Annotated in this window: 20 protein-coding genes and 17 tRNA genes; 24 read left to right on the forward strand and 13 right to left on the reverse strand. The window is 71.7% G+C overall.

From position 1 onward, the window contains the following. The first annotated feature begins 78 nt into the window (after nucleotides 1–78). Together FHU28_RS12145 and FHU28_RS12150 are read left to right on the forward strand one after the other, a co-directional pair. Nucleotides 79–1,860 (forward strand): hypothetical protein, encoded by a 1,782-nt coding sequence (locus FHU28_RS12145; RefSeq protein WP_184683757.1) that lies wholly within the window; start codon nucleotides 79–81, stop codon nucleotides 1,858–1,860. A gap of 670 nt (nucleotides 1,861–2,530) precedes the next feature. After that, a complete protein-coding gene (locus FHU28_RS12150) occupies nucleotides 2,531–3,439 on the forward strand; it encodes a zinc-binding dehydrogenase (protein WP_184683759.1) in 909 nt (302 codons plus the stop codon). A 339-nt stretch (nucleotides 3,440–3,778) separates the two neighbouring features. On the opposite strand, the gene FHU28_RS12155 is transcribed toward FHU28_RS12150, so the two are convergent. From FHU28_RS12155 to FHU28_RS33250, 3 genes are all read right to left on the reverse strand, one after another. Further along, nucleotides 3,779–5,518 carry a PQQ-dependent sugar dehydrogenase gene (locus FHU28_RS12155; RefSeq protein WP_184683761.1) on the reverse strand — a complete coding sequence of 580 codons (1,740 nt, stop codon included), beginning with the start codon at nucleotides 5,516–5,518 and terminating at the stop codon, nucleotides 3,779–3,781. Nucleotides 5,519–5,545: 27 nt separating this feature from the next. Further along, nucleotides 5,546–6,613: an SMP-30/gluconolactonase/LRE family protein gene (locus FHU28_RS12160; RefSeq protein WP_184683762.1), complete on the reverse strand. Its 1,068-nt coding sequence runs from the start codon at nucleotides 6,611–6,613 to the stop codon at nucleotides 5,546–5,548. Nucleotides 6,614–6,845: 232 nt separating this feature from the next. Further along, on the reverse strand, nucleotides 6,846–7,007 hold the full coding sequence (locus tag FHU28_RS33250; protein WP_376700867.1) for a hypothetical protein: 162 nt from the start codon (nucleotides 7,005–7,007) through the stop codon (nucleotides 6,846–6,848). A 208-nt stretch (nucleotides 7,008–7,215) separates the two neighbouring features. Here FHU28_RS33250 and FHU28_RS32570 point away from each other — a divergent pair, with 208 nt between their 5' ends. The 6 genes from FHU28_RS32570 to FHU28_RS12190 all read left to right on the forward strand — a co-directional run bounded on the left by FHU28_RS32570 (nucleotide 7,216) and on the right by FHU28_RS12190 (nucleotide 8,191). Next, nucleotides 7,216–7,347 carry a hypothetical protein gene (locus FHU28_RS32570; protein ID WP_260413721.1) on the forward strand — a complete coding sequence of 44 codons (132 nt, stop codon included), beginning with the start codon at nucleotides 7,216–7,218 and terminating at the stop codon, nucleotides 7,345–7,347. A gap of 76 nt (nucleotides 7,348–7,423) precedes the next feature. Continuing rightward, a tRNA-Trp gene (locus tag FHU28_RS12170) sits at nucleotides 7,424–7,496 on the forward strand. A gap of 185 nt (nucleotides 7,497–7,681) precedes the next feature. Beyond that, nucleotides 7,682–7,754 (forward strand) — tRNA-Ala (locus FHU28_RS12175). A gap of 126 nt (nucleotides 7,755–7,880) precedes the next feature. Continuing rightward, nucleotides 7,881–7,954, forward strand: a tRNA-Glu gene (locus tag FHU28_RS12180). A gap of 15 nt (nucleotides 7,955–7,969) precedes the next feature. Continuing rightward, nucleotides 7,970–8,042, forward strand: a tRNA-Gly gene (locus tag FHU28_RS12185). Between the two features lie 74 nt (nucleotides 8,043–8,116). Then, a tRNA-Leu gene (locus FHU28_RS12190) sits at nucleotides 8,117–8,191 on the forward strand. Nucleotide 8,192: 1 nt separating this feature from the next. On the opposite strand, the gene FHU28_RS12195 is transcribed toward FHU28_RS12190, so the two are convergent. Beyond that, nucleotides 8,193–8,363 carry a hypothetical protein gene (locus FHU28_RS12195; protein ID WP_184683764.1) on the reverse strand — a complete coding sequence of 57 codons (171 nt, stop codon included), beginning with the start codon at nucleotides 8,361–8,363 and terminating at the stop codon, nucleotides 8,193–8,195. A 63-nt stretch (nucleotides 8,364–8,426) separates the two neighbouring features. On the opposite strand from FHU28_RS12195, the gene FHU28_RS12200 reads away from it, so the two are divergent. The 13 genes from FHU28_RS12200 (at nucleotide 8,427) to FHU28_RS12260 (ending at nucleotide 10,996) form a co-directional block, all read left to right on the forward strand. Further along, nucleotides 8,427–8,502, forward strand: a tRNA-Met gene (locus tag FHU28_RS12200). Nucleotide 8,503: 1 nt separating this feature from the next. Continuing rightward, nucleotides 8,504–8,587: transfer RNA gene (locus FHU28_RS12205), tRNA-Leu, on the forward strand. Between the two features lie 14 nt (nucleotides 8,588–8,601). Beyond that, nucleotides 8,602–8,674 (forward strand) — tRNA-Ala (locus tag FHU28_RS12210). A gap of 156 nt (nucleotides 8,675–8,830) precedes the next feature. Further along, a tRNA-Arg gene (locus tag FHU28_RS12215) sits at nucleotides 8,831–8,903 on the forward strand. A gap of 5 nt (nucleotides 8,904–8,908) precedes the next feature. Beyond that, a tRNA-Pro gene (locus tag FHU28_RS12220) sits at nucleotides 8,909–8,981 on the forward strand. 168 nt (nucleotides 8,982–9,149) lie between these two features. Next, nucleotides 9,150–9,222: transfer RNA gene (locus tag FHU28_RS12225), tRNA-Lys, on the forward strand. A gap of 84 nt (nucleotides 9,223–9,306) precedes the next feature. Beyond that, nucleotides 9,307–9,380 (forward strand) — tRNA-Glu (locus tag FHU28_RS12230). Nucleotides 9,381–9,480: 100 nt separating this feature from the next. Continuing rightward, nucleotides 9,481–9,552 (forward strand) — tRNA-Val (locus FHU28_RS12235). A 20-nt stretch (nucleotides 9,553–9,572) separates the two neighbouring features. After that, nucleotides 9,573–9,646 (forward strand) — tRNA-His (locus tag FHU28_RS12240). Continuing rightward, a tRNA-Tyr gene (locus FHU28_RS12245) sits at nucleotides 9,647–9,731 on the forward strand. Nucleotides 9,732–9,734: 3 nt separating this feature from the next. Beyond that, nucleotides 9,735–9,798, forward strand: a tRNA-OTHER gene (locus FHU28_RS12250). 4 nt (nucleotides 9,799–9,802) lie between these two features. After that, nucleotides 9,803–9,873: transfer RNA gene (locus FHU28_RS12255), tRNA-Cys, on the forward strand. 100 nt (nucleotides 9,874–9,973) lie between these two features. Then, nucleotides 9,974–10,996: a LysR family transcriptional regulator gene (locus FHU28_RS12260; RefSeq protein ID WP_260412909.1), complete on the forward strand. Its 1,023-nt coding sequence runs from the start codon at nucleotides 9,974–9,976 to the stop codon at nucleotides 10,994–10,996. Here the strand turns inward: FHU28_RS12260 and FHU28_RS12265 are convergent. From FHU28_RS12265 to FHU28_RS12300, 8 genes are read right to left on the reverse strand one after another with little or no spacing between them, the layout of a single operon-like run. Continuing rightward, nucleotides 10,921–12,156, reverse strand: coding sequence for a vWA domain-containing protein (locus tag FHU28_RS12265; RefSeq protein WP_184683767.1), 1,236 nt, complete (start codon nucleotides 12,154–12,156; stop codon nucleotides 10,921–10,923). The genes FHU28_RS12260 and FHU28_RS12265 overlap by 76 nt on opposite strands. Beyond that, the gene (locus FHU28_RS12270) at nucleotides 12,153–12,971 is read right to left on the reverse strand and encodes an SRPBCC family protein (RefSeq protein ID WP_184683770.1); all 819 of its coding nucleotides are present in this window, start codon (nucleotides 12,969–12,971) and stop codon (nucleotides 12,153–12,155) included. Before FHU28_RS12270 ends, FHU28_RS12265 begins: the two co-directional genes overlap by 4 nt. Continuing rightward, complete coding sequence (locus FHU28_RS12275; RefSeq protein WP_184683772.1) at nucleotides 12,968–13,837, reverse strand: AAA family ATPase; 870 nt, start codon at nucleotides 13,835–13,837, stop codon at nucleotides 12,968–12,970. The genes FHU28_RS12270 and FHU28_RS12275 overlap by 4 nt, the downstream gene beginning before the upstream one ends. After that, nucleotides 13,834–14,406 carry a nucleotidyltransferase family protein gene (locus FHU28_RS12280; RefSeq protein ID WP_311773571.1) on the reverse strand — a complete coding sequence of 191 codons (573 nt, stop codon included), beginning with the start codon at nucleotides 14,404–14,406 and terminating at the stop codon, nucleotides 13,834–13,836. Before FHU28_RS12280 ends, FHU28_RS12275 begins: the two co-directional genes overlap by 4 nt. Before the next feature lie 8 nt (nucleotides 14,407–14,414). Next, entirely contained in the window at nucleotides 14,415–15,281 is an 867-nt protein-coding gene (locus FHU28_RS12285) for an XdhC family protein (protein ID WP_184683778.1), read from the reverse strand. A gap of 10 nt (nucleotides 15,282–15,291) precedes the next feature. After that, nucleotides 15,292–17,682: an aerobic carbon-monoxide dehydrogenase large subunit gene (locus FHU28_RS12290; protein ID WP_184683781.1), complete on the reverse strand. Its 2,391-nt coding sequence runs from the start codon at nucleotides 17,680–17,682 to the stop codon at nucleotides 15,292–15,294. Beyond that, nucleotides 17,679–18,227: a (2Fe-2S)-binding protein gene (locus tag FHU28_RS12295; protein WP_184683783.1), complete on the reverse strand. Its 549-nt coding sequence runs from the start codon at nucleotides 18,225–18,227 to the stop codon at nucleotides 17,679–17,681. Before FHU28_RS12295 ends, FHU28_RS12290 begins: the two co-directional genes overlap by 4 nt. 2 nt (nucleotides 18,228–18,229) lie before the next feature. Next, nucleotides 18,230–19,102 (reverse strand): FAD binding domain-containing protein, encoded by an 873-nt coding sequence (locus tag FHU28_RS12300; RefSeq protein ID WP_184683784.1) that lies wholly within the window; start codon nucleotides 19,100–19,102, stop codon nucleotides 18,230–18,232. Between the two features lie 116 nt (nucleotides 19,103–19,218). On the opposite strand from FHU28_RS12300, the gene FHU28_RS12305 reads away from it, so the two are divergent. After that, nucleotides 19,219–20,292, forward strand: coding sequence for an XdhC family protein (locus FHU28_RS12305; protein WP_184683785.1), 1,074 nt, complete (start codon nucleotides 19,219–19,221; stop codon nucleotides 20,290–20,292). A 20-nt stretch (nucleotides 20,293–20,312) separates the two neighbouring features. Here FHU28_RS12305 and FHU28_RS12310 read toward each other — a convergent pair whose 3' ends face one another. Continuing rightward, a complete protein-coding gene (locus FHU28_RS12310; RefSeq protein WP_184683786.1) occupies nucleotides 20,313–21,416 on the reverse strand; it encodes an FUSC family protein in 1,104 nt (367 codons plus the stop codon). Nucleotides 21,417–21,664: 248 nt separating this feature from the next. On the opposite strand from FHU28_RS12310, the gene FHU28_RS12315 reads away from it, so the two are divergent. Beyond that, nucleotides 21,665–22,414 carry an ABC transporter ATP-binding protein gene (locus FHU28_RS12315; protein WP_184683787.1) on the forward strand — a complete coding sequence of 250 codons (750 nt, stop codon included), beginning with the start codon at nucleotides 21,665–21,667 and terminating at the stop codon, nucleotides 22,412–22,414. Then, on the forward strand, nucleotides 22,411–24,882 hold the full coding sequence (locus tag FHU28_RS12320) for an ABC transporter permease (RefSeq protein WP_184683789.1): 2,472 nt from the start codon (nucleotides 22,411–22,413) through the stop codon (nucleotides 24,880–24,882). Before FHU28_RS12315 ends, FHU28_RS12320 begins: the two co-directional genes overlap by 4 nt. Nucleotides 24,883–24,886: the final 4 nt, after the last annotated feature.

Here is a 24,886-nt window from a genome sequence, read left to right on the forward strand (position 1 = left end):
CGCTTTTCGCAGCTGGTCAGGGCAACTCTTCGTACAGCACTGGAGGTGGCTAGAGGTGTCGGTGATTGAACTAGCGCATTGCGTGAGCCGGCCTGCCGTTGCCGACGGTGTGACTCCAGACGTGTGATGAGCACACCTGCCGAGGTCGACCGCCTGCTCAGCGCCGCCGACGAGATCACCGCGCGGGCCGGTCTCGGCCCGGACACCCGGGCGGCCGTTGAGCGGGCCGTTGCCGCTGCCCGTGGCCTCGGCGATCCGGGGCGTCTGCTGCATGCTCTCGGCCGCGCCACCCTGAACCTCTCTCAGGAGCGGCTCGCCGATGGCGGTGACGTCACTGAGCTGCGGGAACAGGCCGAGGAGGTCATCGCGCTCGCCGGCGATCTGCTCTCCGATCCGGACCGGCATGCCGACGCCGTGGTCCGCTCCGTGCAGGCGGGCCAGATCCTGGCCGGCAGCGGACTCGTCGATCGCGGGCGCGATGTCGTCGAACGGGTGTGGCGGTTGGTCGCGCCCCGGCCCGCCGACGGCCTCGACGCCCGCCGCGCTCGGACCGCGGCACTGACTGGGCTGGTCACCCTGCGACTCGAGACGGACCCCTCGGTCCTGGGACCGTTAGCCGCCGAGATGGTCGACCTCCAGCGTGGACTCGCCCGCGACACCGGCGAGGCGGCCGCCGTGATCGACCTGGCGGACGCCCTCGGAATCTTCGCGCGGGTAGCCAGCACTCTGGGGCGGCCGGACCTGATGCGGGTGGCGCTGACCGAACAGTACTCGCTGGAACGGATGTTCCAGGGTTCCGGAGCGCAGAAGCGACTAGAGCGGATCGAGGCGTCGCTGGCGCAGCTGCAACAAGCCGCGCCGGAAAACCTGGTGGTGCCCGACTCGGGCGCATGGCGGATACGCCGCTCCTACCTGGATCTGCTGGCCCAGCCCTCACCATCCGGCGTCACCGCCGGCGGGTTCGCGGCGCGGCTGGCGGCGGAGTCGCGCGTGACCGGCCCCGCACCCGGCAACCGCCCGCCCGCTGACCCGTCGGTGATCGCCGATTGTGCCGCCCGGCTCGATCAGGGAATCTCTCTGGCCGACGCGGACCAGGTCATCGAGGCCGACCGCGTCCTCGCCGAGCTCGCCGACGAGTTGAGCCTGTACGACGGGGCGACGTCGGACCCGACCCGGCGGGACGTCCGGCGCCTCTGGTCCGCAGCCCTCTACCAGCGGGCGATGCTCCGGCACCGGATCGGCCACTGCGACGACGCCTGGGACCTTGCCTGGCTGTCCGTGGTCGTTGCCGTCCGGCGGCACGAGGGCCTGCCACGCGGGACCGCCACCGAGCGGGAGGCGCTGGCCGACGCGGTCACCCACATGGTCGACGCCGCCGTGGTCGCGGAAGCCACCGGACGTCACGAAGACCAGATCATGCTGCTGTCCGAGGTGATCGACCGCTGCGCGGACGCGGACGCGGCCCACCCGCGGCTGCGTCGAATCCTCGGCACGGCCCTGCACAATCTCGCCGCCGCGCTGCTCGAACGCCGGCAGACGGCGACCGCGGCGCCCTTGGCCGAACGTGCCTACGCCATCCGTCATGATCTGGCCGTGCTGGACCAGCGCGCAGCCTGGGAGTACGCGAACACACTGCTGCTCACCGCCGCCCTCGCCGTCGACCGTCAGGACTGGCGAATCGCCGTCGAACGTCTCAGCGCAGTTGGGCGGCTGCTGGCTGCCTTACAGACGTACCCGGAAGCGATGGCCGGATATGCAGGACAGCTCGTCATCGAGGTCACCGCCCAGGCACCCGAACTGGTGGACCGGGCCCGTGCCGCCGGCACCTGGCCATATCAGACTCGGACCCCTCAGGCGTAGCGCCCACACGTTCGGGGCCCGGCCGGCCGCCTTGGGAGCCCGCTCAACATCAGCGGGCCCTCCGCAGCCCGGCCTGACTCGAACGGTGCTGCCACCAGAGCGGGGGCGCATGGACAAGGATCCCCGGCATCTGGCTGATTGCCCGCACCGCACGCTCAGGGACCCCAGATCGGCAACCGCTGACCCGCCGGACCATCCTCGGCCTTGGCGCAGTGGTCGGTACCGTCGGCGGCATCTGCGGCATCGGCGGCGGCTCCCTGCTCGGCCCCGTTCTCGCCGGTCGCGGCACCCCGATGACAACCAGTTGGCTGCGCCGCAGGGCAGTCACGTTCCGCGCGCGATCCGTTGCCGCGCTCTGCTGCTGCGTGACGTGATGCTGTGTCGGCTGGCGCAGATGCTCTCCGCTGGTTCCAGGAGGGGAGTTGACCAGTCATTCCGGCGAACGTGTCCGGAGCCACGCGATGCTGGCTGGCTCCAGGGCTTGAAATCCTACTTCCTCGATAGGAAAATCGGCCCATGCTGCTTGTTCGGCTGTTCACCTCCCGCCGGGTCGTCGACCTGATGCGGGTCGCCGCGCAGCTCTGTCGCGTGGCGTTCCTTCCGGCCTGAGCGGCAGGGTCGCCATTGTGGGCCACCTGTCGGGAGCCTAGCGAGGACCTTAGGAGGTTGCATGCGTGCGATCGTCGCCGCTCCGGACGCCATCGGCGGGTTCCGGGTGATCGATGTTCCGGAGCCCGAATCCGGGCCGGGGCAGGTGCTGGTCGAGGTGCGGCACGCCGCCGTCAACGCCGGCGAGATCCGTCACCTCGATCTCTGGCCGGCCGGACGGGTGCTCGGGCACGATGCCGCCGGAGAGGTGCTGCGCGCCGCCGAGAGTGGCCCTGGTCCCCGTGTGGGAGACCTGGTGCTCGCCTTCGGGCCGGGCGCGTGGGCCCAACGCGCGGTGTTCGACCTGGACCGCGTCGCGGTGGTACCCCCCGATGTCGACCTGTCCGAGGTTGCCGCGCTGCCGATGGTCGGCCTCACCGCGCTGCGGACGCTGCGTGAGTCCGGTCCGCTGCCCGGGCGTCGCGTACTGATCACCGGGGCGTCCGGGGGAGTGGGCCGGGTTGCCGTCCAGCTGGCTCGGCACGGGGGTGCGTACGTGATCGCCGCGGTCGGGTCGGCGTCCCGGGGCGACGGGCTGGCGGCGCTGGGGGCCGACGAGGTGGTGGTTGGCCTGAAGGGTGTCGGCGACCCGGTTGACGTGGTGCTGGACACCGTGGGGGGCGCCCAGCTGGTGGCCGCGTGGGGCCTGCTCGCGCCGGGCGGGGTGGTGCACAGCATCGGCTGGGCCTCCGGTGAACCGGCCGTCTTTCCGGTGAACTCGACCTTCGTCCCGGGCGCATCCCGGACGCTACGGTCCTTCGGCGACACCACCGCCCCGGCCGCCGATCTGGCGTTGCTGGTGGACCTCGTGGCTCAGGGGGTGCTGCGGGCGCCGATCGGCTGGCGCGGCTCGTGGCGTCGCCTCGGGGTCGCTATCGAGGCGCTGCGGGAACGACGGGTGCCGGGCAAGGTCCTGCTCGATCTGGACTGACTGTGAGGCGCAGCGGTGAGTGTCCGGCGGATCGGTCCCGGCCCGGAGCGGGTCCAGGTCGACCCGCCGACCTTGCGGTCGACCAGCACCGCGCCCGGCTCGGGCCGTTCGCGTACCCCCACCCGCTGAACCGCCCGAAGCAGCGGTCATCAGCCCAGGTGCTCAGAGCGGGCCGGCCGGCCCTGAATCGAGTTGATCCTCCTCGGCATGCCAAGTCAGGGGGTCACTTCAAGTCGATTCGCCTTCTGCCGTTGCAGTACCAGCCCGGACCGCTCGTAGGGTGCCCGCGCGACGCGAGCACCCTACGAGGGCTGGCGGTGCCGGATTCCCGGCTCGCCCTCAGCTCGTGGGGCCGGACGCCGCCCCTCCGAGGGTCACCTTGAGGATCTTCTCGTTGCTGTTGTTCGGGGTGCTGTCCTTGTCTCCGCCGGTGCTTGTGGTCAGCCACAGGTTGCCGTCGAGGGTCGGTTCGACGGTGCGCAGCCGGAAGTACGTCCCGACGAAGTACTGCTGGATGTTGGTGAGCGTGTTGCCGCTGATCTCCGCACGGTACATCCGGTTGCCACGCAGGCAGGCGATGTAGAGCACGTCCCGGACGATCGCAATGCCGCTGCACGAGGCCTCGGCCACCGGGTACGTCCGGATCGGGGCCCTGAAGTTCGGGTTGGCGCAGTCGCCGGAGGTGCCCTCGCAGGCGGGCCAGCCGTAGTTGCCGCCCTTGACGATGATGTTGGTCTCGTCCGCGACGTTGTTGCCGAACTCCTGCTCGAAGAGCCGGCCCTGGGAGTCGAAGGCGAGTCCCTGCGGGTTGCGGTGGCCGTAGCTCCACACGTAGTTGCCGAAGGGGTTGTCCGCCGGCACGGTGCCGTCGGGGTTGAGCCGCAGCACCTTGCCGCCCAGGTTGGTGGTGTCCTGGGCCACGTCCGGGTTCTGTCCGTCGCCGGCGGCGGCGTAGAGCTTGCCGTCGGGGCCGAATCGCAGCCGGCCGCCGTTGTGGTACTTGTTACGCGGGATTCCCGTGACGAGCACCTGCTCGGTGTTGGTTTGCAGCGTGCCGTCGTAGCGGATGCGCACGATCCGGTTGTCGGTCGTGGTGGTGTGGTAGATGTACAGCCAGCGGTCGGTGGTGAAGTTGGCCGAGACGGCCAGCCCGAGCACGCCGCCCTCGCCGTTGGTGCCGGCCACGTTCGGCACGGTGCCGATGCTGTGCTTGTCGGTGCCGTCCGGGTTCATGGCGACGATGTCGAACAGGTCGCGCCGGCCGTAGAGGACCGTGCCGTCGGGCAGTTGCACCAGGCCCCAGGGCAGGTCCTTCTCGGTGGTGATCGCCGTGGCGCCGCAGACCGGGCTCGTGCAGCCCGAGCCGGTGTGCGCGGTGACCGCGACGCTCGCGCCCGAGACATTGCCCTGGGCGTCACGGGCGGTCACGGTGTACCGGTAGTCGGTGTCGGGCGTCAGCCCGGTGTCGGTGAACGTGGTCGCCGGCGGGTTCCCGGCGGTGCCGGTGGTGGAGCCGACCGCCGTACCGTTGCGCAGGATGGTGTAGCCGGTGACCGCGACGTTGTCGGTGGAGGCCGACCAGGTGAGGGTCACGGCCGTGCCGTTGACAGTCGCGGCCAGGTTGGTCGGCGTGCTGGGCGGAGACGTGTCCTGCTGGCAGAACGGCGGGGTGACCGAGAGCGTGGAGCTGGCCTGCGAGACGTTGCCGGCGGCGTCGCGGGCGTTGACGTACCAGCCCCAGGTGACACCCTGCACGACGCTGAGCGTGGCGGTCAGCGTCCGTCCCGAGACCGAGGTGACGAGCTGGCCGTCGTGGTAGATGTCGTAGAAGGCGACGCCGACGTTGTCCCGGGAGGCGTACCAGGCGAGCGTGACAGACTGGCAGGTCAGCCGGGTGCGGCGCAGGCCGGTCGGCCGGGTGGGCGGGCTGGTGTCGGCGGCGAGCCGGGCCGCTTGCTGGCTGCCGGTCGCCGGTGCGGCCGGCGCGGCGTTGGCCGGTACGCCGGTCACGACGGTGCCGGCGCAGATCAGCAGGGCGAGCGGGACGCGGTGTCGGAGCTGATGAGGACTAATCCGCACGGGTGCTTTCCTTCCCGGGGTTCTTGGTCAGTTCGGGTAGCCGGGGACGTTGAGCCGCACGCTGTACAGGCCCGAGTCGTTCGTTCGGCCGGAGGTGATGTAGAGGGTCTGCCGGTCGGGTCCGCCGAACGCCACGTTGGTGGTGCCGGTGCCGCCGGAGCGGATCGTGCCGAGCTGCGCGCCGGCGGGCGAGTAGACGTGGATCAGCCCGTCCGAGCCGGAGGCCCAGTACACGTTGCCGGCGCAGTCGATGGTGACCCCGTCGGGACCGCCGAGGTAGTTCACGAAGACGCTGCGGGCGCCGGTGCTGCCGTCGGGCTGGACGACGTACTTGTAGATCTTGTTCTCGGAGTAGGCGCCCACGTAGAGCGTGCTGCCGTCCGGGGAGAGCGCGATGCCGTTGGGTTGCCGCAGCCGGTCGTCCACCAGCGACACCTGGCCGCCGGAGACGCGGAAGACACTGGTACGTCCGCTCATCTGATCGGGTCGGTTGCCGCGCTGGAAGTTGGGGTCGGTGAAGTAGACGACGCCGTCGGAACGGACCGTGACGTCGTTGGGTGAGTTGAACGTCCGGCCCTGGTAGTCGGCGGCGACGGTGCTGCGGGCCCGGTCGCTCAGCCGGTATGCGGAGACGTTCCGCTGGTCGTGGGTGGCGGCGATGATCTGCTGGGCGTCGGGGCTGAGTGCCAGGCCGTTGCTGCCGGCGTTGGCGATGAAGGTGTCGAAAGTCGCCGGCGGGGTGAACCGGCGGATCGTGGAGGGCTGCACGTTGTTCGACCCGGTGCCCGCGGCCATGTCGGACATCAGCAGGTAGCCGCCGTCGGCGATCCAGACCGGTCCTTCGAGGAACGAGAACCCGCCCTGGATCTTCGTCGCGGACACGGAGCTGGCCGGCAGTGGTGGGCCGTACCCGGTGCCGCCCGGGCAGACCCCGGGGGGCGCGCCGGGTGGGCCGGCGAGCGGGTAGGTGTGAACGTTCACACGAGCGGCGTCCCGAGGTGCCGGGGGTGCGGGTGCGGCGCCGGCGGGGCCTGGTGCGGTGGTGAGCGCCAGGCACAGGCCGGTGAGAGCGGCCATGGTTGGACGCCAGGTCATCGGGTACTCCAATCGGAATCGGTGAATGCGGGGCCCGTGGTTGGCTGGACCGGCCCTGGCCACCGACGCCTTCTATTGATCATCATCGATGCATATATGACGCAGCTTAGGCGAGGAAGCGGCGTCCCGCATCAGTTCTCCACGATCACCTTCGACGCATGCCCCGAAGGTGCCCGATGACCTGGCCGGGTCGGTGGGGTCCGGCCCCCACCGACCCCGGTACACGGGTCGCTCAGCCCGTCGTGCCGGTCGCTGAGCTTCCAGACCTGGTCACCCGGTACGTCACGGTGGTGCCGCTCCAGAAGTGGAAGGACGCCGGCGTGACCGGGTACGACGTGCGCCGGGTCGACGCTGCCGGCGCCCCGTACCCGGTGACCGGGTTGAGCGCGGACACTCCGTACGCCTTCGTGGTGACGGCCAAGGTGGTTTGGAGGTTGCCCCGCGGGCAGGCGGCCTCGGTCTCTGCAACGACCTGCAGCGCGGTCCGCAGCGACTGAGGCGCCGCTCAGAGCTCCATGACGGTGGCTCTGGAATATTCATTGCCAACCGTGGACGCCGCCCCTACCGTGAATTGAACACCGAACCAACCCGAGGAGCTCCCCGTGTTGCAGTACGCCTCCACCGAAACCACGCGGTTCATGCCGCGCGGCGGTCTCGTGCTGTCCTCGATCGGGCGAGCCCACGACCTGTGCGCGAGCGAGCAGAACTGGAAGCCGGGGTGGCGGCGCGTATAGCGCCAGCGCAAGCTGCGAAGCCGCCCACCCCGCCAGGGACAGGGCGGCTTTTTCGTTACCCGCACACAAACTCCACAGGGGCGTAGCTCAACTGGTAGAGCATCGGTCTCCAAAGCCGAAGGTTGCAGGTTCGAGTCCTGTCGCCCCTGCTTCTCGTCCCGGCTGCGGCCGGCGGCGTCGCAGATTCTCAACTCCACAGTGGATGGCACAGCAATACCCCGGCCGGCGCCTGCGCGTGCCGGCCGGGGGCATTACCTCCGGGACGAGGGAGACGGCTGACCCGCTCGCTTTGGGAGCGAGAGAGACGGGGTTCGACACCCCGGTCCCGGACCATGGGGTTGTAGCTCAGCTGGTAGAGCGTCGGCACGGCACGCCGAAGGCCGAGGGTTCGAGTCCCTTCTACTCCACGTACCGATGCCCTCCTGGCGTACCCGGCAGCGTACGGGGGTGGATTCCCGAGGACTCCATTCAAGTCAGGGAGGGCGCGTAGGCGGATTCCTGGGCGAGCGGCCCGCGATCCCCGCCAGATCCATGGGCCGTTGGAGCAAGCTGGCAGCTCACCTGGTTCTCAGCCAGGAGGTTACGGGTTCGAGCCCCGTACGGCCTACGCACAAAATGCCATGCGGTCGTGGTGAACTCGGCGGACACGTCGGTCTTCCAAACCGAAGAAGCGGGGTCGGTGCCCGCCGACCGCTCAGCCATTCCCGGGTGCTCTTTCGGATCGGGAGGACGCAGCTTCAACTCGTCGCCACCGCTCTCTGCGGATCACGCCTCGGTAGCCCAACTGGTAGGAGGCAGCGCCTTCAAACCGCGCGCAGTGCGGGTTCGAATCCCGCTCGGGGCACTCACGCCGCTGGTTCGATCCCCGTCGTCCGCTCGCACGGATCACCGGCCACGACAGAAAGGAGGGCCCGCTGGACGCCGTTCTCGTCCTCAACGCCGGCCTGGGACCGCTGCACCGGGTCCCGATCAAACACGCGATCCGGATGCTCATGCGCCAGGTCGCCGAGATCCACGAAGCCGAGCCGGATCGGCAGCTCGCAGGCAGCCGGTTCGAGTCCGGACGTTGGCTCTTACATGCCGACGTAGCTCAGGTGGTAGAGCGGCCGGCTCATAACCGGCAGGTCCCCGGTTCGACACCGGGCGTCGGCACCACGCGCTCGTGGTGGAACTCAGGTAGACACGCCGGCCTCAGAAGCCGGTGCCGAGAGGCGTGGGGGTTCGACTCCCCCCGAGCGCACGTAGCAAGGCCATGGGGTCGTAGCTCAGTTGGTAGAGCGCTGCTTTCGCAATGCAGAGGCCGGCGGTTCGACTCCGCCCGATTCCACGTCCCTCGCCCCGTCTCCGGCTTTACGGGGGAACCACGAGGACCAGGTGCCCGCTCGCGAGGACTCGCGACGACGCCGTCACATCAGCCGGCCAAGCCCTGTCGGTCCAGCGGAGTGGACGCCCGCCTGTCGAGCGGGAGACCCGGCAACACCATGCCCCCGTGGCTCAGGGGATAGAGCACTGGATTACGGATCCAGGGGTCGCGCGTTCGAATCGCGCCGGGGGCACGTATTGGGATGTGGCGCAGTCGGTAGCGCGCCGGTCTGGGGGATTGGAGGTCGCCGGTTCGAACCCGGCAATCCCAACTCCTGGTGAGGCCACCCGACAGGTGACGGGTGCCGCCTCGAAAGCGGACAGGGCCGCAAGGCCTCGCGCATCGAAGCCGAGATCGAGAAGTGTGAGGTTGTGTGCGCGAACGACCACCGACGTCGGACTGCGCGCACCCAGAGATGGTTCGCCTCGGCGAACCTCAAGCGCCGCTAGCTCATGGGGTAGAGCTGCCGACTCTTAATCGGTAAGTGCAGGGTTCGAGTCCCTGGCGGCGTACCGACTTGCCCCGCTGGCTCAGCGGACAGAGCACCCGCCTCCTAAGCGGCAGGTTGCTCGTTCGATCCCAGCTCGCGGCACAGACGCGCGTTCGGTCATGGGTAGGCCCCTAGCCTTTCAAGCTGGTGAAGCGGGTTCGAGTCCCGCACGCGCGACCATTCCGGCAGTCGCCGGAGCAATGGAGGGGTCTCGGCGGCCACGGGAGCCCGTCGGAACCGGTGTCGAGGGCGGAAGCCGAACCCCACCCCTTCCGCGTATGCCCGCGTAGCTCAACGGGAGAGCACCTGGTCCACACCCAGGGGGTCGGAGGTTCGACACCTTCCGCGGGCACTGGCCTTCGGGCCGAGGTTGTGGCTGTAGCTCAATGGCAGAGCGCCGGGTTGTGGCCCCGGAGGTGCCGGGTCAGTACCGGCCAGTCACCCCAGTGGGTGCGCCACCGATGGAGAGGTGGGGCGGCCTGTAAAGCCGTTGCGTTCAACGCTCAAGGGGTTTGATTCCCCTCACCCGCACCTGCCCACGTAGCTCAGCGGATAGAGCACCAGCGGGTTGTCGGAGGTTCGAGTCCTTCCGTGGGCGCCTTGGTCGTGTGCCCGAGTGGTCAGGGAGCGGTCTGCAAAACCGCGTACGCCGGTTCGAATCCGGTCACGGCCTCGGCTGCCATCCACCGCGGACTGCAAGCCGACTCACCCACCCGGACCCGGACCTGGCGGTTCCGGGCAGTGTCGCTGGCGGCGAGGGCGGTCGGCGAGGAATGATCGGGGTACCCGCGGACTGCCCGCAGCAGCCCACGGCGCAGCAGAAGGGCGGGTCGACGCCGATGACGCCGACGCAGCTACGGGCCTACGTCGCTGTCGTCCGGCTGGGTTCCGTCAAGCAGGCCGCCGCGCAGTTGGAGGTCTCCGAGTCGGCGGTCTCGCTGCTCATCGGCCAGCTGCGCCGGGAGTTCGGAGATCAGTTGTTCACGCGGACGGCGGCGGGACTGGCCTTCACCCCCGGCGGGCTGCGGCTCGCCAGCCGCGCGGCCGAGATGCTGGGCCTGCAGGACCGTACGGTTCTGGAGGTCAGTTCGGCGGCACACGGCCGCCGACTGCTGCGGGTCGCCGCGTCCAGCGAGTTCGCCGAGTTCGCCGCGCCGAGACTGATCGAGCTGTTCGCCAGACGCGCGGCCGACCTCGACGTCGAGCTGAGCGTCTGCGACCCCGGCTCCTTCGAGTCGCTGCTGCTGACCCGGGCCGCGGACATCGCGATGGGGCCGTTGCCGCCGGTCGCTGATCCGGCGATCTCCTGCCGGCCGATGATGAACTACCGGCTGGTGACGGTCGTCGGCCCGGATCATCCGCTGGCCGGGGTGTCGGCGTCGCCGGGGCAGTTGCGTGACCAGACCTGGCTGCTCGGGCCTTCGGCCACCGACACCGTGTGCGCTGTCCCGGCGATGCTGCGCCGGCTCGGTGTGCCCGAGGAGCGACAGCAGATATTCCAGAGCCACGCGGCGGCGCTCGGTGAGGCGCAGCGTGGCCGGGGAATCGCCCCGGCGCTGTCGTTCACTGTCGCGCCGGACCTCCGCGGCGGCCAACTCGTGGCGTTGTCCGGACCGCACGCCACGGCCGAGGCGGTATGGCATTCGCTGGTGCTCGTCACCCCCGGCACACCGTCCGTGGCAGCCGAGCTGTGCCGCTTCGCGTCGACGCCCCGGGCGATTCAGGCGATGATGCGCGGCGTGGGCGTCGCGGTGAACCGTTTCCGGCCCTCGGTGCACGTGACGCTCTGGAGTTGACCGGCGGCGTCCAGCAGGTCCCGGAACGTCGCGGCCGGCAGCAGCCGGTCACAGTAGGGCAGGGCCGCGGCCATGCCCGCCACCAGGGGAGCGAAGCCGGGGGCGCCGGCCCGCGGGTTCAGCCAGACGATCCGGTGGGCGCGGCGGCTCAGCCGTGCCATCACGGCGGCGAGTTCGGCCGGTGGGTCGCTGTCCCAGCCGTCCGAGCCGATCAGCACCACCGCCCCGCGAACCGCGTCGCCGTGCGGGGACGCGAGCAGGGCCCGCAGGTTCGTCGCTATGCACGTACCCCCGAACCGGTCGGTCACGGCGGCGCTGGCGTGTGCGATCGCCGCGGACGCCGACGTGTGGCGCAGCGCGACAGTGAGCCGGGTGAGCGTCGTGGCGAAGGCGAACACCTCCGCGTCGGTGACCACCGCGAAGGCCCGCAGCAGGTGCAGGTACGCGTGGGCCTGGGCCCGCATCGACTCGCTGAGGTCGCACAGCAGTACGACCCGGCGCGGTCGGCGTACCTGCCGCTCGCGGACGACCTCGACCGGCTCCCACGCGGTACGACGGGCCCGGGCGATCGTCGGACGCAGCGCGACCCGCCGCCCGGCCGGGCCCACGGCGTGCCGCCTGGTGCGCCGGGACGGCCAGCGCGCGGCGGCCTCGCGCAGGGCGTCGCCGAGCAGCTCGACCTGGGCGGCGTCGAGGTCCTCGAACGGCCGGTCGGCGAGCCCGGCGAGAGCGCTGGGCCGTCGCTCGGGCAGCCGCACCCCGGCATCGGAGGGCTCCTCCTCGGCGACGGGCGCCGGCAACGTCGCCCACGGCAGCCCGCCACCGTCGCCGGTGGCGTCGGTGTCCGCGGGCACCGGCAGGTGGACGTCGTCCCGGGTGCCCGGCGGGGCCGCGGACCGGGTGAGCGGCAGCGGCGGCGCGTCGGCGAAGACAGCGGCGAAGACGCGGTCGAAGGCGGCGAGGTCGGCGTGCCGCCGCACGAAGCTGATCCGGGCGGCCCAGTAGAGCGCGCTCGTCTCCCCGGGCGTCCACACGGCGAGCGCCCGGACGAAGTCGCCGGCCTCGGTGAGCCCGGCGTTCACGCCGGCCCGCCGCAGCCGTCCGGCGAACGCCGTCGCGAACGCCGCGCGGTCGGTGCCGCGCAGCAGACCGGCACTCACCGGCGGGTGACCCGCCAGGCGATCACCGAGGCGACGACGACGACGATCCCGACGAGCACCGGCACGAGGCGCTTGACGACGGCACCACCGGCGATGTCGAGCAGGTCCAACGTCTCCGGCTCGGCGCGGGCGCCGGCCGCCGGCCGATCGGTGGACGCCGACGCGACCACGGGGGCGCCGGCCGCGGTGGCCCCGGGTGGGGTGGCGGACCGGGACGCGGCGGGCGAGGCGGCCACGTCGGCGTCGGCGTCGGCCGCGAGGGTACGGGGCGCTGCCGTGGAGGCGTCGGTCCTGGTCGCGGCGGGCGTGGGCTCGGGCGTGGCGGATGCGCCAGGCCCGCCGGCCGGTGGCGGGGCGGCCTCGCCGGTCTTTTCGGCCGCCAGCATTGCCTCCAGGTTGGTGACGAACTGGGCGAGCAGCTTGCTCGACACCTCCTTGATCATGCCGCTGCCGAACTGGGCCAACCGCCCCGAGATCTTCAGATCGGTGTCCACGCTGACGACTGTGCGCTGGTCGTCCGGCCGCAGTTGGGCGGTGACCAGAGCGGACGCGTTCGCCGCCGACCGTCGGTCTCGGCCCTTCGCCTCGATCACCCCCCGGTACCGCTCCTCGTCCTTCTCGACGAAACGCGCGGTGCCGGCGAACTCGGAGACGACCGGACCGACCTTGACCTTCACCGTGCCCTGGTGGACGTCGCCGTCGACGCCGGTCAGCTGGGCACCCGGCAGGCACGGCGCGATGCCCTCCAGGTCCGTCAGGACCGCCCACGCCCGGGCGATAGGGGTGTCGACGGTGAACTCGTTGGTGATCTTCATGCCGGCCTCTCCTGGTGTGCGGCGAGCGCGGCGGCGACGGCGGCGCGGTCGTCGGGGGTCTTGGCGATGGCGCCGATGGTCCGGACGACGTCGTCGGCGGCGAGGTCGGCGGCGCCGAGCACGGACAGTGCGGCGACCCAGTCGATGGCCTCGGCCATACCGGGCGCCTTGTCCAGGCCGAGGGCGCGTACGTCGCCGACGAAGGCGGTCGCCGTGCCGATCAGCCGCTCGGTCGCGCCCGGCACGGCCCGCCGGACGATCTCCGTGGCGCGGCCCGGCTCCGGGAACTCGATCCAGTGGTACAGGCAGCGTCGGCGCAGTGCGTCGTGCAGGTCGCGGCTGCGGTTGGAGGTGAGTACCACGACCGGCGGCGTGGTCGCGGTGAACGTACCCAGCTCGGGAATGGTGATCCCGGACTCGCCGAGGAACTCGAACAGCAGCGCCTCGAACTCGTCGTCGGCCCGGTCGATCTCGTCGATCAGCAGCACCGGTGGAACCGGTCCCGGGTGGCGTACCGCCCGCAGGATCGGCCGCTCCTGGAGGAACTCCACGGCGAACAGGTCGGCGTCGGTGAGCGAGGCGTGCCGGGCCTCGGCCAGCCGGATGGCGAGCAGCTGCCGCTGGTAGTTCCATTCGTACAGCGCCTCACCGGGGGTCAGGCCCTCGTAGCACTGCAGCCGGATCAGCGTCGTGTCCAGCGCGCGCGCCAGCGCCTTCGCCGCCGCGGTCTTGCCGACGCCGGGCTCGCCCTCGAGCAGCAGCGGCTTGCCCAGTTCCAGCGCGAGGAAGACGGCCATCGCCATGCCGTCGTCGGCCAGGTAGTCGACGGCTTCGAGTCGGCGCCGAACGGCAAGGGGGTCCTTCACCGCGCCTCGCCCGCGAGGAGCCGCCGGTAGTCCGCGCGGGTGTCCACGTCGATCGGCACCGGCCCGTCCACGGGTATCTCCGTGACCGGATGCCGGCCGGAGTGTAGCAGCTTCCACACCGCCTTGTCGCCGTGCAGGACACGCAGCTCCGGCAGGACGTCGCGGGCGAACCAGAACGGGTGCCCCAGACCGTCGGCGTACCGGCACACCGCGAGCGGGGTGGTCGCCGCCGCGACCCGGCGTACGTCGGCGGCCCGTACGCCTGGCTGGTCGCCGAGCAGGAGCACGAGCCCGTCGGCGCGCGGGTCGACCGCCTGCGTCGCGGCGCGGATCGACGAGCCGCAGCCCGTGCTGAACTCGGCGTTCTCGACGACCTGGACCCCGGTCAGGTCCACCCGTTCGCGGACCAGGTCGGCGGCGCCGCCGAGGGTCACCAGCACCTGGTCGAAGGCGCACGAACGGGCCAGGTCGAGGGTGGCGTCGAGCAGCGTCCGCCCGCGGTACGGCAGCAGCTGTTTGGCCTCGCCGAGGCGCACGGAGGCCCCGGCGGCCAGGACCAGGCCGGTCACGAACACGGCTACGCCGCCACGTACCGGTCGAGGCAGCCGGGGCAGCAGAACCAGTGGTCAGTGCCGTCGATCTGCACGTGCGGGGTGTCCGGCCCGATCAGCACGGTCATTCCGCACACCGGGTCGATGGCCTGCTGGGGGAGCGCGACGGGCGTTGCGGGGGAGGAGGAGAGGCCGTCCACGCGGAGCGCCCGCACCACCTCGGCCATGATCGACAGCGCGATCTCCTGCGGTGAGCGCGCCCCGATCTCCAGCCCGGCCGGGGTCCGGACCCGGGCGCGTTCGGCGTCGGTCAGCGTCAGCTCGTCGAGCACCGCGGCGCCGCGGGTACGGCTGGCGACAAGCGCGATGTGGCCCACGCCGGCATCCAGCGCGGCGCGGATGGCGTCCTGCTCGCCCTTGCCGAGGCCGGCCACCACGACAGCTGTCGCGCCGGAGTGGTCACCGGACGTCACCACCTCGAAGTCGAGGAAGGCGGCCAGGGTGGCCACCGCCGCGCTGATCGGCGTGTCGCCCACCAGACCGAGCACGGGCGCGGGCAGCACCGGGCGCAGGAAGATCTCCAGCGCGCCGCCCGAGTGGCACGGGTTGACCACGACCCGCGCTCCCGGGGTGTCGGGGAAGGCGGGCGCTCCGTCCGGCAGGACCCGCAGCAGCAACGCGCTGCCGTCGCGGAGGGCGTCCAGGGCAGCCGCCCGCACCGAGTTCTCGGCGCACACTCCGCCGACGAAACCCTCGATGGTGCCGTCCGGCAGGATCACGGCGTCGTCGCCGGGCCGGGCCGACGTCGGGTCCTGCGCCCGGACCACTGTGGCGTGCACGAACGGCGCGCGCGAGGCGGTCAGATCACGCGTACGGCGGGCGATCGTCGTCATGGCCACCTCCCTAGACCGGCGGGCGGGCGTTGCCGCGCATCGCGTCCCACACGCGTGAGGGCGTCAACGGCATGTCGGCATGCCGTACGCCGAAGGGTTCCAGGGCGTCGACGATCGCGTTGACGATCGCGGGCGGGGACCCGACGGTGGCAGACTCGCCCACGCCCTTCGCGCCGATCGGGTGGTGCGGGGACGGGGTGACGGTGAAGCCGGTCTCCCAGTCGGGCACCTCCAGCGCGGTCGGCAGCAGGTAGTCCATGAGCGACGCGCCGAGGCAGTTGCCGTCCTCGTCGAACGCGATCATCTCCATGAGGGCCATGCCGACTCCGTCGGCCAGCCCGCCGTGGACCTGCCCCTCGATGATCATCGGGTTGATCCGGGTGCCGCAGTCGTCGACGGCGATGAATCGGCGCACCTTGACCTGCGCGGTGCCGGGGTCGATGTCCACCACGCAGATGTACGCCCCGTGCGGATACGTCAGGTTCGACGGGTTGTAGCAGATCTGCGCCTCCAACCCGCCCTCGATGCCCTCGGGCAGGTCACCGGCGCCGTGGGCCCGCATCGCGATGTCCTGGATCGTCACGCTCTTGCCCGGGTCGCCCTTGACCCGGAAGGAACCCTTGTCCCACTCCAGGTCGGCGACCGAGACCTCCAGCATGCCGGAGGCGATGATCCGGGCCTTGTCGCGGACCTTGCGGGCGACCAGCGCCGCCGCGGCGCCGGAGACGGGGGTGGACCGGCTGCCGTACGTGCCGAGGCCGAACGGCGTGTTGTCGGTGTCGCCGTGCAGCACGTCGATGTCGTCCGGCGGAATGCCGATCTCCTCGGCGATGATCTGCGCGAACGTCGTCTCGTGCCCCTGGCCCTGGGACTGCACGCTGAGCCGGACCACCGCCTTGCCGGTCGGGTGCACTCGCAACTCGCAACCGTCGGCCATGCCCAGGCCGAGGATGTCCATGTCCTTGCGCGGGCCGGCGCCGACGGCCTCGGTGAAGAACGCGATCCCGATGCCCATCAGTTCGCCCCGGGCCCGCTTCTCCTGCTGCTCGCGCCGCAGGTCGGCGTAGCCGGCCATCTCCATCGCCAGCCGCATGGTCGGTTCGTAGTCGCCGGAGTCGTACACCCAGCCGGTCTTCGTCGTGTACGGGAACTGCTCCGGCCGGATGAAGTTCTTCAGCCGCAGCTCGGCCGGGTCCATGCCCAACTCGTCGGCGAGGCAGTCGACGATCCGCTCGACGAGGTAGACGGCCTCGGTGATGCGGAACGAACAGGCGTACGCCACGCCGCCGGGTGCCTTGTTGGTGAAGACCGCTGTCATCTTGCAGTACGCGGCCTCGATGTCGTAGCTGCCGGTGAAGACCCCGAAGAAGCCGGCCGGGTACTTCACCGGGGCGGCGGTGCCGTTGAAGGCGCCGTGGTCGGCGAGGACGTTGGTGCGGATGGCCAGGATCTGGCCGTCGCGGGTCGCCGCGATCTCACCACGCATGATGTAGTCGCGGGCGAAGCCGGTGCTGATCAGGTTCTCGAAGCGGTCCTCCATCCACTTCACCGGCTTCCCGGTGACGATCGACGCCACGATCGCGCAGACGTACCCCGGATAGATCGGCACCTTGTTGCCGAAGCCACCGCCGATGTCCGGCGAGATCACCTGGATCTTGTGCTCGGGAATCCCCGCCACCAGGGCGTAGAGGGTGCGATGCGCGTGCGGCGCCTGCGTGGTGGACCAGAGGCGCAGCTTGCCCTCGACGGCGTCGAAGTCGGCGACCGCCCCGCACGTCTCCATCGGCGCCGGGTGCACCCGGGGATAGACCAGGTCCTGGCTGACCACGACGTCCGCCCGGGCGAACACCGCCGCGGTGGCCGCTTCGTCGCCGGTCTCCCAGTCGAAGCAGTGGTTGTCGGTCTTGCCCTCCAGATCGTCGCGGATCACCGGGGCGTCCGGCTCCAGCGCGCGGCGGGCGTCGACGACCGGATCGAGGACGTCGTACTCGACGTCGATCAGCTCCAGCGCGTCCCGCGCCGCGTACCCGTCCTCGGCGACGACGAACGCCACCTCCTGACCCTGGAACCGCACCTTGTCGGTGGCGAGCACGGCCTGCACGTCGTTGGAGAGCGTCGGCATCCAGGCCAGACCCTGCTCGGCCAGCATCGCCCCGGTCACGACCGCCTTGACGCCGGGTGAGGCCTCGGCGGCGCTCGTGTCGATGCTCAGGATCCGCGCGTGCGCCACCGGCGAGCGGAGGATGGCCAGGTGCAGCATGCCGGGCAGCCGGACGTCGTCGACGAACCGGCCCCGGCCGCGCACGAACCGCGGATCCTCCTTCCGCAGCATGCGGCCGTATCCGACCGGCTTCTGGTCGTTGTCGTGGAAGGTGTCCACGCGCTCGTGCACGGTCGTCATGCGACGCTCCCGGCGGGCTGGCCAGCGTTGTCGATCTCGCCGGCTTCGGGTGATTCGGTGGTCTCGGTGACCGCGGCGGCCGCGTTGGCCTCGTGCACGGCGGCCCAGCGCACCGAGCGCACGATGGTGGCGTAGCCCGTGCAGCGGCAGATCTGGCCGGAGATCGCCTCGCGGATCTCCGCCTCGCTCGGGTCCGGGTTGCGGTTCAGCAGCGCACGGGCCGTCATCATCATGCCGGGCGTGCAGAAGCCGCACTGCAGGCCGTGACACTGCATGAAGCCCTGCTGGACCGGGTCGAGCTCCGCGCCTTTCGCCAGGCCCTCGACGGTACGCACCTGGTGGCCGCCGGCCATCGCGGCCAGCACGGTGCACGACTTCACCGGTTCGCCGTCGAGCCAGACGACGCAGGTGCCGCAGTTGCTGGTGTCGCAGCCCGAGTGCGTGCCGGTCAGGCCCAGCACGTCACGCAGGAAGTGCACCAGCAGCAGCCGGCCCTCGATCTCCCGGGTGACCTCGACGTCGTTGACGGTCATGGTGACCTGCATGATCAGCTCCTCGCCCGTTCCACGGCCCGGCGCAGGGTCCGTCTCGTCAGCTCGTCGGCCAGGTGCCGCTTGTAGTCGGCGCTGCCCCGCTGGTCGGTGGCCGGCTCGCAGCTACGCGCGGCGATCGCACCGGCCTGCTCGAAGAGGCTTTCGCTGGGCGTCTGCCCGCGCAGCGCCGTGGAGATCTCCGGAATGCCCGTGGTGTTCGGGCCCACTGCGGCCAGACCGACCCGGGCGTCGGAGATCACGTCGCCGTCGAGCCAGACCGCCGCGCCGGCCGAGACCACCGCCCAGTCGCCGGCCCGGCGCTCCACCTTCTCGTAGGAGCTGCCGCAGCCGGGCCGCACCGGCAGCCGCACCTCGACCAGGATCTCCCCGTCACCGACGGCCGTCTCGTACGGCCCGACGTGGAACTCCTCCATGGACAGCACCCGTTCAGCGCCGCCCGGCCCGCGGATCACGCAGCTCGCGTCCAGGGCGGTGCAGACGGCGGAAAGGTCCTCCGACGGGTCCGCCTGGCACAGGGAGCCGCCCAGTGTGCCGCGGTTGCGCACGATCGGATCGGCGATCACCCGCTCGGCGTCGGCGAAGATCGGAAAGGCCGCCGTCAGGGTGGCGGACTCGAGCAGCTCCCGATGCCGGGTCAACGCGCCGATGCGCACCTCGCCGGGGCCCGCCTCGATGTAGCCGAGCTCGTCGTGGAGATCGTTGATGTCGATGAGATAGTCGAAACTGGCCAGCCGCAGCTTCATCATCGGCAGCAGGCTGTGCCCGCCAGCGATCAGCCGCGACGTGCTGCCCAGCCGTTCCATCAGGCTGATGGCGTGGTCCACACTGGTGGCTCGCTCGTACTCGAACGGGGCCGGCACCTGCATATCGCACCTCCGGAAGTCGTCAATGTGGTGCCGGCTCCCGCGGAAGTCAACGCCGACCTAAGCAAGTCCTTAGGTCGCCGTTGACGGTGTCGCGGCCGCTCACGGATGGTGCGACTGTGCGAGACATCGTCGACGGGCTGACCGCGTGGCGTGCCGCCGGCGTCGGATTCGCCGTCGCGACAGTCGTCCGTACCTGGAAGTCGGCGCCCAGACCGCCGGGCGCGGCCATGGCGGTAGGCGCCGATGGTGAGGTCGTCGGCAGCATCTCGGGAGGGTGCGTCGAGGGCGCGGTGTACGAGCTCTGCCGGGAGGCGATACGGACCGGCCGGGCCTGCACCGAGACCTATGGTGTCGGCGACGACGACGCCTTCGAGGTGGGCCTGACCTGCGGTGGCACGATCGAGGTGCTGGTCCAGCCGGACGTCGTGCTGACCGAGCCCGACGCGGTGTTCGCCGCGATCCGGGCCGGTGCGCCGGTGGCGACCGCGTCGGCCGGGAATGCCCAGCTGGTGGTCTGGCCCGACCGGGTGGCCGGCACCCTCGGCGCCGCCGACCTGGACCGCGCGGTGGCGCGGCAGGTCGAGGGCATGCTCGCCCTCGGCAGCACCGGAACCATCCAGCTCGGTACGCGCGGGCAGCAGCGGCACGACGAGGTGTCCGTGTTCGTCCAGTCGTACCTGCCGCCACCACGGATGATCGTGTTCGGCGCGATCGACTTCGCCGTCGCGGTGGCCCGGATCGGCCGGTTCCTCGGCTATCACGTCACGGTGTGCGACGCCCGTCCGGTGTTCGCCACCCGCAAGCGCTTTCCCGACGCCGACGACCTCGTCGTCCAGTGGCCGCACACGTACCTGGAGTCGACGGTCGTCGACGGGCGCACGGTGCTCTGCGTCCTCACCCACGACCCGAAGTTCGACGTCCCGCTGCTCGAGGTCGCCCTGCGCACCCGGGCCCGCTACATCGGCGCGATGGGCAGCCGCCGTACCCACGCCGACCGGCTGCGTCGCCTGCGCGAGGCGGGTGTCGACGAGGCCGCTCTCGCCCGGCTCTCCTCGCCGATCGGGCTCGACCTGGGGGCGCGGACGCCGGAGGAGACCGCCGTGGCGATCGCCGCCGAGTTCGTCGCCCTGGCCGCGGGAGGCTCCGGCCGACGGCTGACGGACCTCGACACCCCGATCCATCACCGCTGACCGGGCCGGCGGCGTACTCGTCACCCCCGGCTCAGGCCGAGTGCCTCGTCCACCCGGTCCAGCACCGTCACGTCGTCGTGGCCGACACCGCGCAGCAGGTCGATCGCGGTCGCCCGGATCTGCCCGACGATCATGGTGACCGGCAGCGGCGGATCGGTCCGCAGCAGGCCCGCGGCGATCCGGACCGCCTCCAGCGCCGCCGCGTCGGCCCGCTGCGCGTGCCGGTCGGCGTCGGCACCGGTGAGGTCGTGGGCCATGGCCTCACCAGCCGACCGTACGGCGGAAGTCAGCGCGCCGATCGCGGCGGCCAGCTCCGGCGGCGTGGCGGTGTGCCGGCGGGTCAGGGTCACGCCGGCCCGGGCCAGCACGCGGATGTTGCGGGCGGCGTAGTCGAGTTGCCGCAGTGTGGCCTCCACCTCGACGAGCTTGCCCAGGTGCCGGCGGCGCAGTCCCAGCCGTAGCGTCTCGCCGGTGGCGAGCACCGCGGCCTGCATCTCGGCAACGCAGTCGTCCACCTGTCGCGCCCGGTCCAGCGCGGCGCGGGCGGCGTCCTCGTCGCAGCCGCGCAGCGCCGCGTTGACCTGGTCGAGCAGGTCGGCCAGGTCGGTGTAGCTGCGCCGGGCCTGGGCCACCAGTGGTGCCAGCGGGTCACGGGCGGCCATGAGCTGGCTGGCGGCAAGCGCCACGGCGCCGCCGATGAGCGCGTCGACGAAGCGGAACGGCATCAGCGTCCCGTTCGGCGCGGAAACCACGACCAGGTACATGGCCGAGACGCTGGCCTGCACGACCAGGGCGCGGCGGGCCCCGATCACCACGAGCGTCGTGGTGGTCAGCAGAAGCACCAGCAGGACCGTCTCGGTGCCCGGGCCCAGCGCGTACACCAGCAGCTCCGCGACGAGGACGGCGGCTGCCACGGCGAGCAGGATCTCGACGGTCTGCCGCAGCCGTCGACCGCGGGATTCGCCGAGCACGACGAGCGCGGCGGTCGGCGCGAAGAACGGATCCGGGTGACGGATCACCACCGTCGCCACGATCCAGGCGACCACAGCGGCGGTGGTCAGCTCGACCACTGTCATCCCGTCGCCACGCAACCGCGCGACGGCGTCGCGCACCCAGGTCCGCACCGGTGGTACCCCTCTCGCCGGGCGGGCCGCACCGGCCGCCGATTGATCTTCCGCGAGGAGGGCCACTACCCCGGCTGTGACCTGCTCAATCGCTCGGGTGGCGGGCGGAGGCAGGCGAGCCCCCGGGTCGGAGGTGGTGCCTGCTGTACCCGGGCTGGGCAGCCCGCTGGATGGTCCCCGTTCCTCCAGGTCAATAGCGTTTCTGGTGCGCGCAGCTCCTGCCGACGACACGGAGAGAGGCCACCAGAATGGGACAGCCCGTCGAACCGGCGGTACGCGTCGAACAACTCACCCGCGTGTACGGCACCGGCCGCAACCAGGTGACCGCGCTCGCGGGCGTCGATGTCGGCTTCGGCCGGGGGACCTTCACCGCGGTGATGGGGCCCTCGGGCTCCGGCAAGAGCACGCTGTTGCAGATCGCGGCCGGGCTCGACCGCCCCACGAACGGCCGGGTGGTCGTCGGCGGCACCGACCTGTCCGGGCTGTCCGAGACGCGCCTGACCGAGCTGCGCCGTACCCGGATCGGGTTCGTCTTCCAGGCGTTCAACCTGATCGGCGCGCTCACCGTCGAGGAGAACATCGTGCTGCCCCTGCGTCTGGCCGGCGTGCGTCCGGACCGGGCCTGGCTGACCCACGTGGTCGAGCGGGTCGGCCTCGCCGACCGGCTGCACCACCGGCCGGCGGCGCTGTCCGGCGGCCAGCAGCAGCGGGTGGCGATCGCCCGGGCGTTGGCCACCCGCCCCGAGGTGATCTTCTCGGACGAGCCCACCGGCGCCCTCGACTCGCGGACCGCGGCGGAGGTGCTGACGCTGTTGCGCGCGGTCGTGGACGAGCACGGGCAGACGGTGGTGATGGTGACCCACGACCCGATCGCCGCGTCGTACGCGGATCGGGTGCTCGTGCTGGCCGACGGCGCGATAGTCGCGGACCTCCCGCAGCTCGGAGCAGTCCGGATCGCCGAGCACCTGGCGTCGCTGGACGGGCGGGTCCTCCGATGACCGGCCTCGCCGCCCGCCTGCTGCGGCACCGCACCGGCCCCGCCGCCGCGACCCTGCTGGCCCTGATCGTCGGCGTGCTGATCCTGGTGGCGATGGGCACGCTCGTCGAATCAGGGCTGCGTTTCCGCCCGGAGCCGCGGCTCTGGGCGAGCGCCGACGTGGTCGTCGCCAACCGCACGATCAGCCACACGTTCCGGGAGTTCGACGGCGAGACCACCACGAGCACCGTGACGCTTCCCGAGGGCGGCACTGTGGACGCCGACCTGGTGGACCGGATCCGCCGGGTGCCGGGCGTCACTGCCGTCACCGGCGACGACAGGGTGCTGATCGGCTCACCCGCCGCCGTGGGACACGGCTGGGACACGTACGTCTTCACCGGTCGTCCCCTCGCCGCCGGCGCCGCGCCCCGGACCGACGACGAGGTGGTGGTCGACAGCCGGTTGGGCGTGGCACCCGGCGACCGCATCGAGTTGGTCGTGGGCGGGATCAACCGGTCGTACCGGGTGAGCGGAACCGTCGAGACCGGTACGGCGGGGGTGTTCTTCACCGACGCGCAGGCCGCGCGCCTGTCCGCCCACCCGGGCCGGGTGGACGCGATCGGCGTACGGATGGCGGCCGGCGCCGACCTCGGCGCGGTGCGCGAGATCGCGACGGCGGCCGGCGCCACGACGTACGCCGGGAAGGACCGCGGGAAGGCCGAGCAGTCGGAGAACCAGGCCGCCCGGAGCTTGCTGGTCGAGGCCGGGTCGGCCTTCGGCGGGTACGTCGTCCTGCTGATCGTGTTCGTGGTGGCCGGCACCATCGGGCTGTCCGTCCGGCACCGTCGGCGTGACCTGGCGTTGCTGCGCGCGGTCGCCGCCACACCGGGGCAGGTGCGCCGCATGCTGGTTGCCGAGGCCGCGCTGCTCGCCCTGGCCGGCTCCGCGACCGGCGGCCCGGCCGGCCTGCTGGCGGCCCGCTGGGTGCACGGCGAACTGGTCGGGCGCGGGTTCGTGCCGGCCGGCTTCCCGATGGCCGGCGGTCTGTTCGCGGTGCCGGCCGCCATCGGTACGGCGGTCCTCGTGGCGGTGGTCGCCGCGCTGATCGCCGCACGCCGGGTCACCGCCATCAGGCCGATCGAGGCGCTCGGCGAGATCGCCGTCGAACCTCGGCGCAGCGGCCCGGTACGGCCGATCGCCGGCGTGCTGACGCTGATGGCGGCCGGCAGCTCCGGGGCGTTCACGCTCGGCGCCGCCGGGTCGGCCGGGGCGCTGGCCGGCGCGGTCGGCATGCTCTACCTGTTCGTCATCGCGGTGGCGCTGCTCGCACCGCACATCAACGCGTACGCGGCACGCCTGCTCACCCCGGTGCTGCCGCGCATCTGGCGGGCCGGCGGCTACCTGGCCGCGGCCAACCTACGGGCCAACGCGCAGGGCATGGCCACCGTCCTGACCGCCCTCGTGCTGTCCGTCGGGTTCGGCGGCTCGGTCTGGTTCCTGCAGGACAACCTGGAACGGCAGACCGCCACGCAGAGCAGCGCGGGAACGCTCGCCGAGCGGGTGCTCGTCGCTCCGGGCGGACTGCCGGCGGACGCGGCGCGGGAGATCCGCGAGGTGGCCGGGGTGCAGGCGGCCACCGGGGTACGCCGCACCCAGGTCGTGGTGCGGGCGCTCGGCGGCATCGAGCCGGTCGGCGCGCAGTTGGTCGACCCGGCGGACGTCACGTCGACGCTGGACCTCGCCGTGCACAAGGGCACCCTGGCCGACCTGCGCGCGGGTACCGTCGCCCTGTCCACGATGCAGGCGTCCTCGTCCGGCTGGGACGTCGGCGACAAGGCGAAACTCTGGCTGGGCGACGGCACCCCGGTCACGTTGAAGGTCATCGCCATCTACGACCGTGGCCTCGGCTTCGGCGACGTCACAGTGGCTGCCGAGACGGTCGCCGGGCACACGGCGGCGAACACCGTCGACGAGGTGCTGGTCCGCGGCGGCCCGGACGCCGACACCGCGTTGGCCACGTGGGCGGCGGCACGGCCCGGCACCGAGATTCTCGACGCCGCCACCCGTACGCGCCTGCTCAGCACCGATCTGGCGCTGGGCGCCTGGCTGAACCGGCTGCTGATCGGCGTGATGGTCGGGTACGCGGCGCTGGCGGCAGCCACCACGATGGTGATGGCGGCGCTGGCCCGCCGCCGCGAGCTGGCATTGCTGCAACTCGTCGGGGTCACCCGCCGTCAGATTCGCGGAATGGTCCGGGCCGAACAGGCCGGGCTGCTCGGCACCGCGGTGCTGATCGGCGCGACGATCGCGGTGCTGACGCTGAGCGCGATCGTCAACGGACTGACCGGCAGCCCGATCCCGTACATCCCGCCGCTCGGGTGGGTGGCGGTGCTCGGCGGTACGACACTGCTGGCGTTGGCGAGCACGGTGTGGCCCGTCCGGCGGCTGCTCAGCGCTTCTCCGATCGACAACATCGGCCTGAAGGAGTAGGTGA

Origin of the sequence: Micromonospora echinospora (assembly GCF_014203425.1) — a bacterium.
Lineage (GTDB): Bacteria > Actinomycetota > Actinomycetes > Mycobacteriales > Micromonosporaceae > Micromonospora > Micromonospora echinospora_A.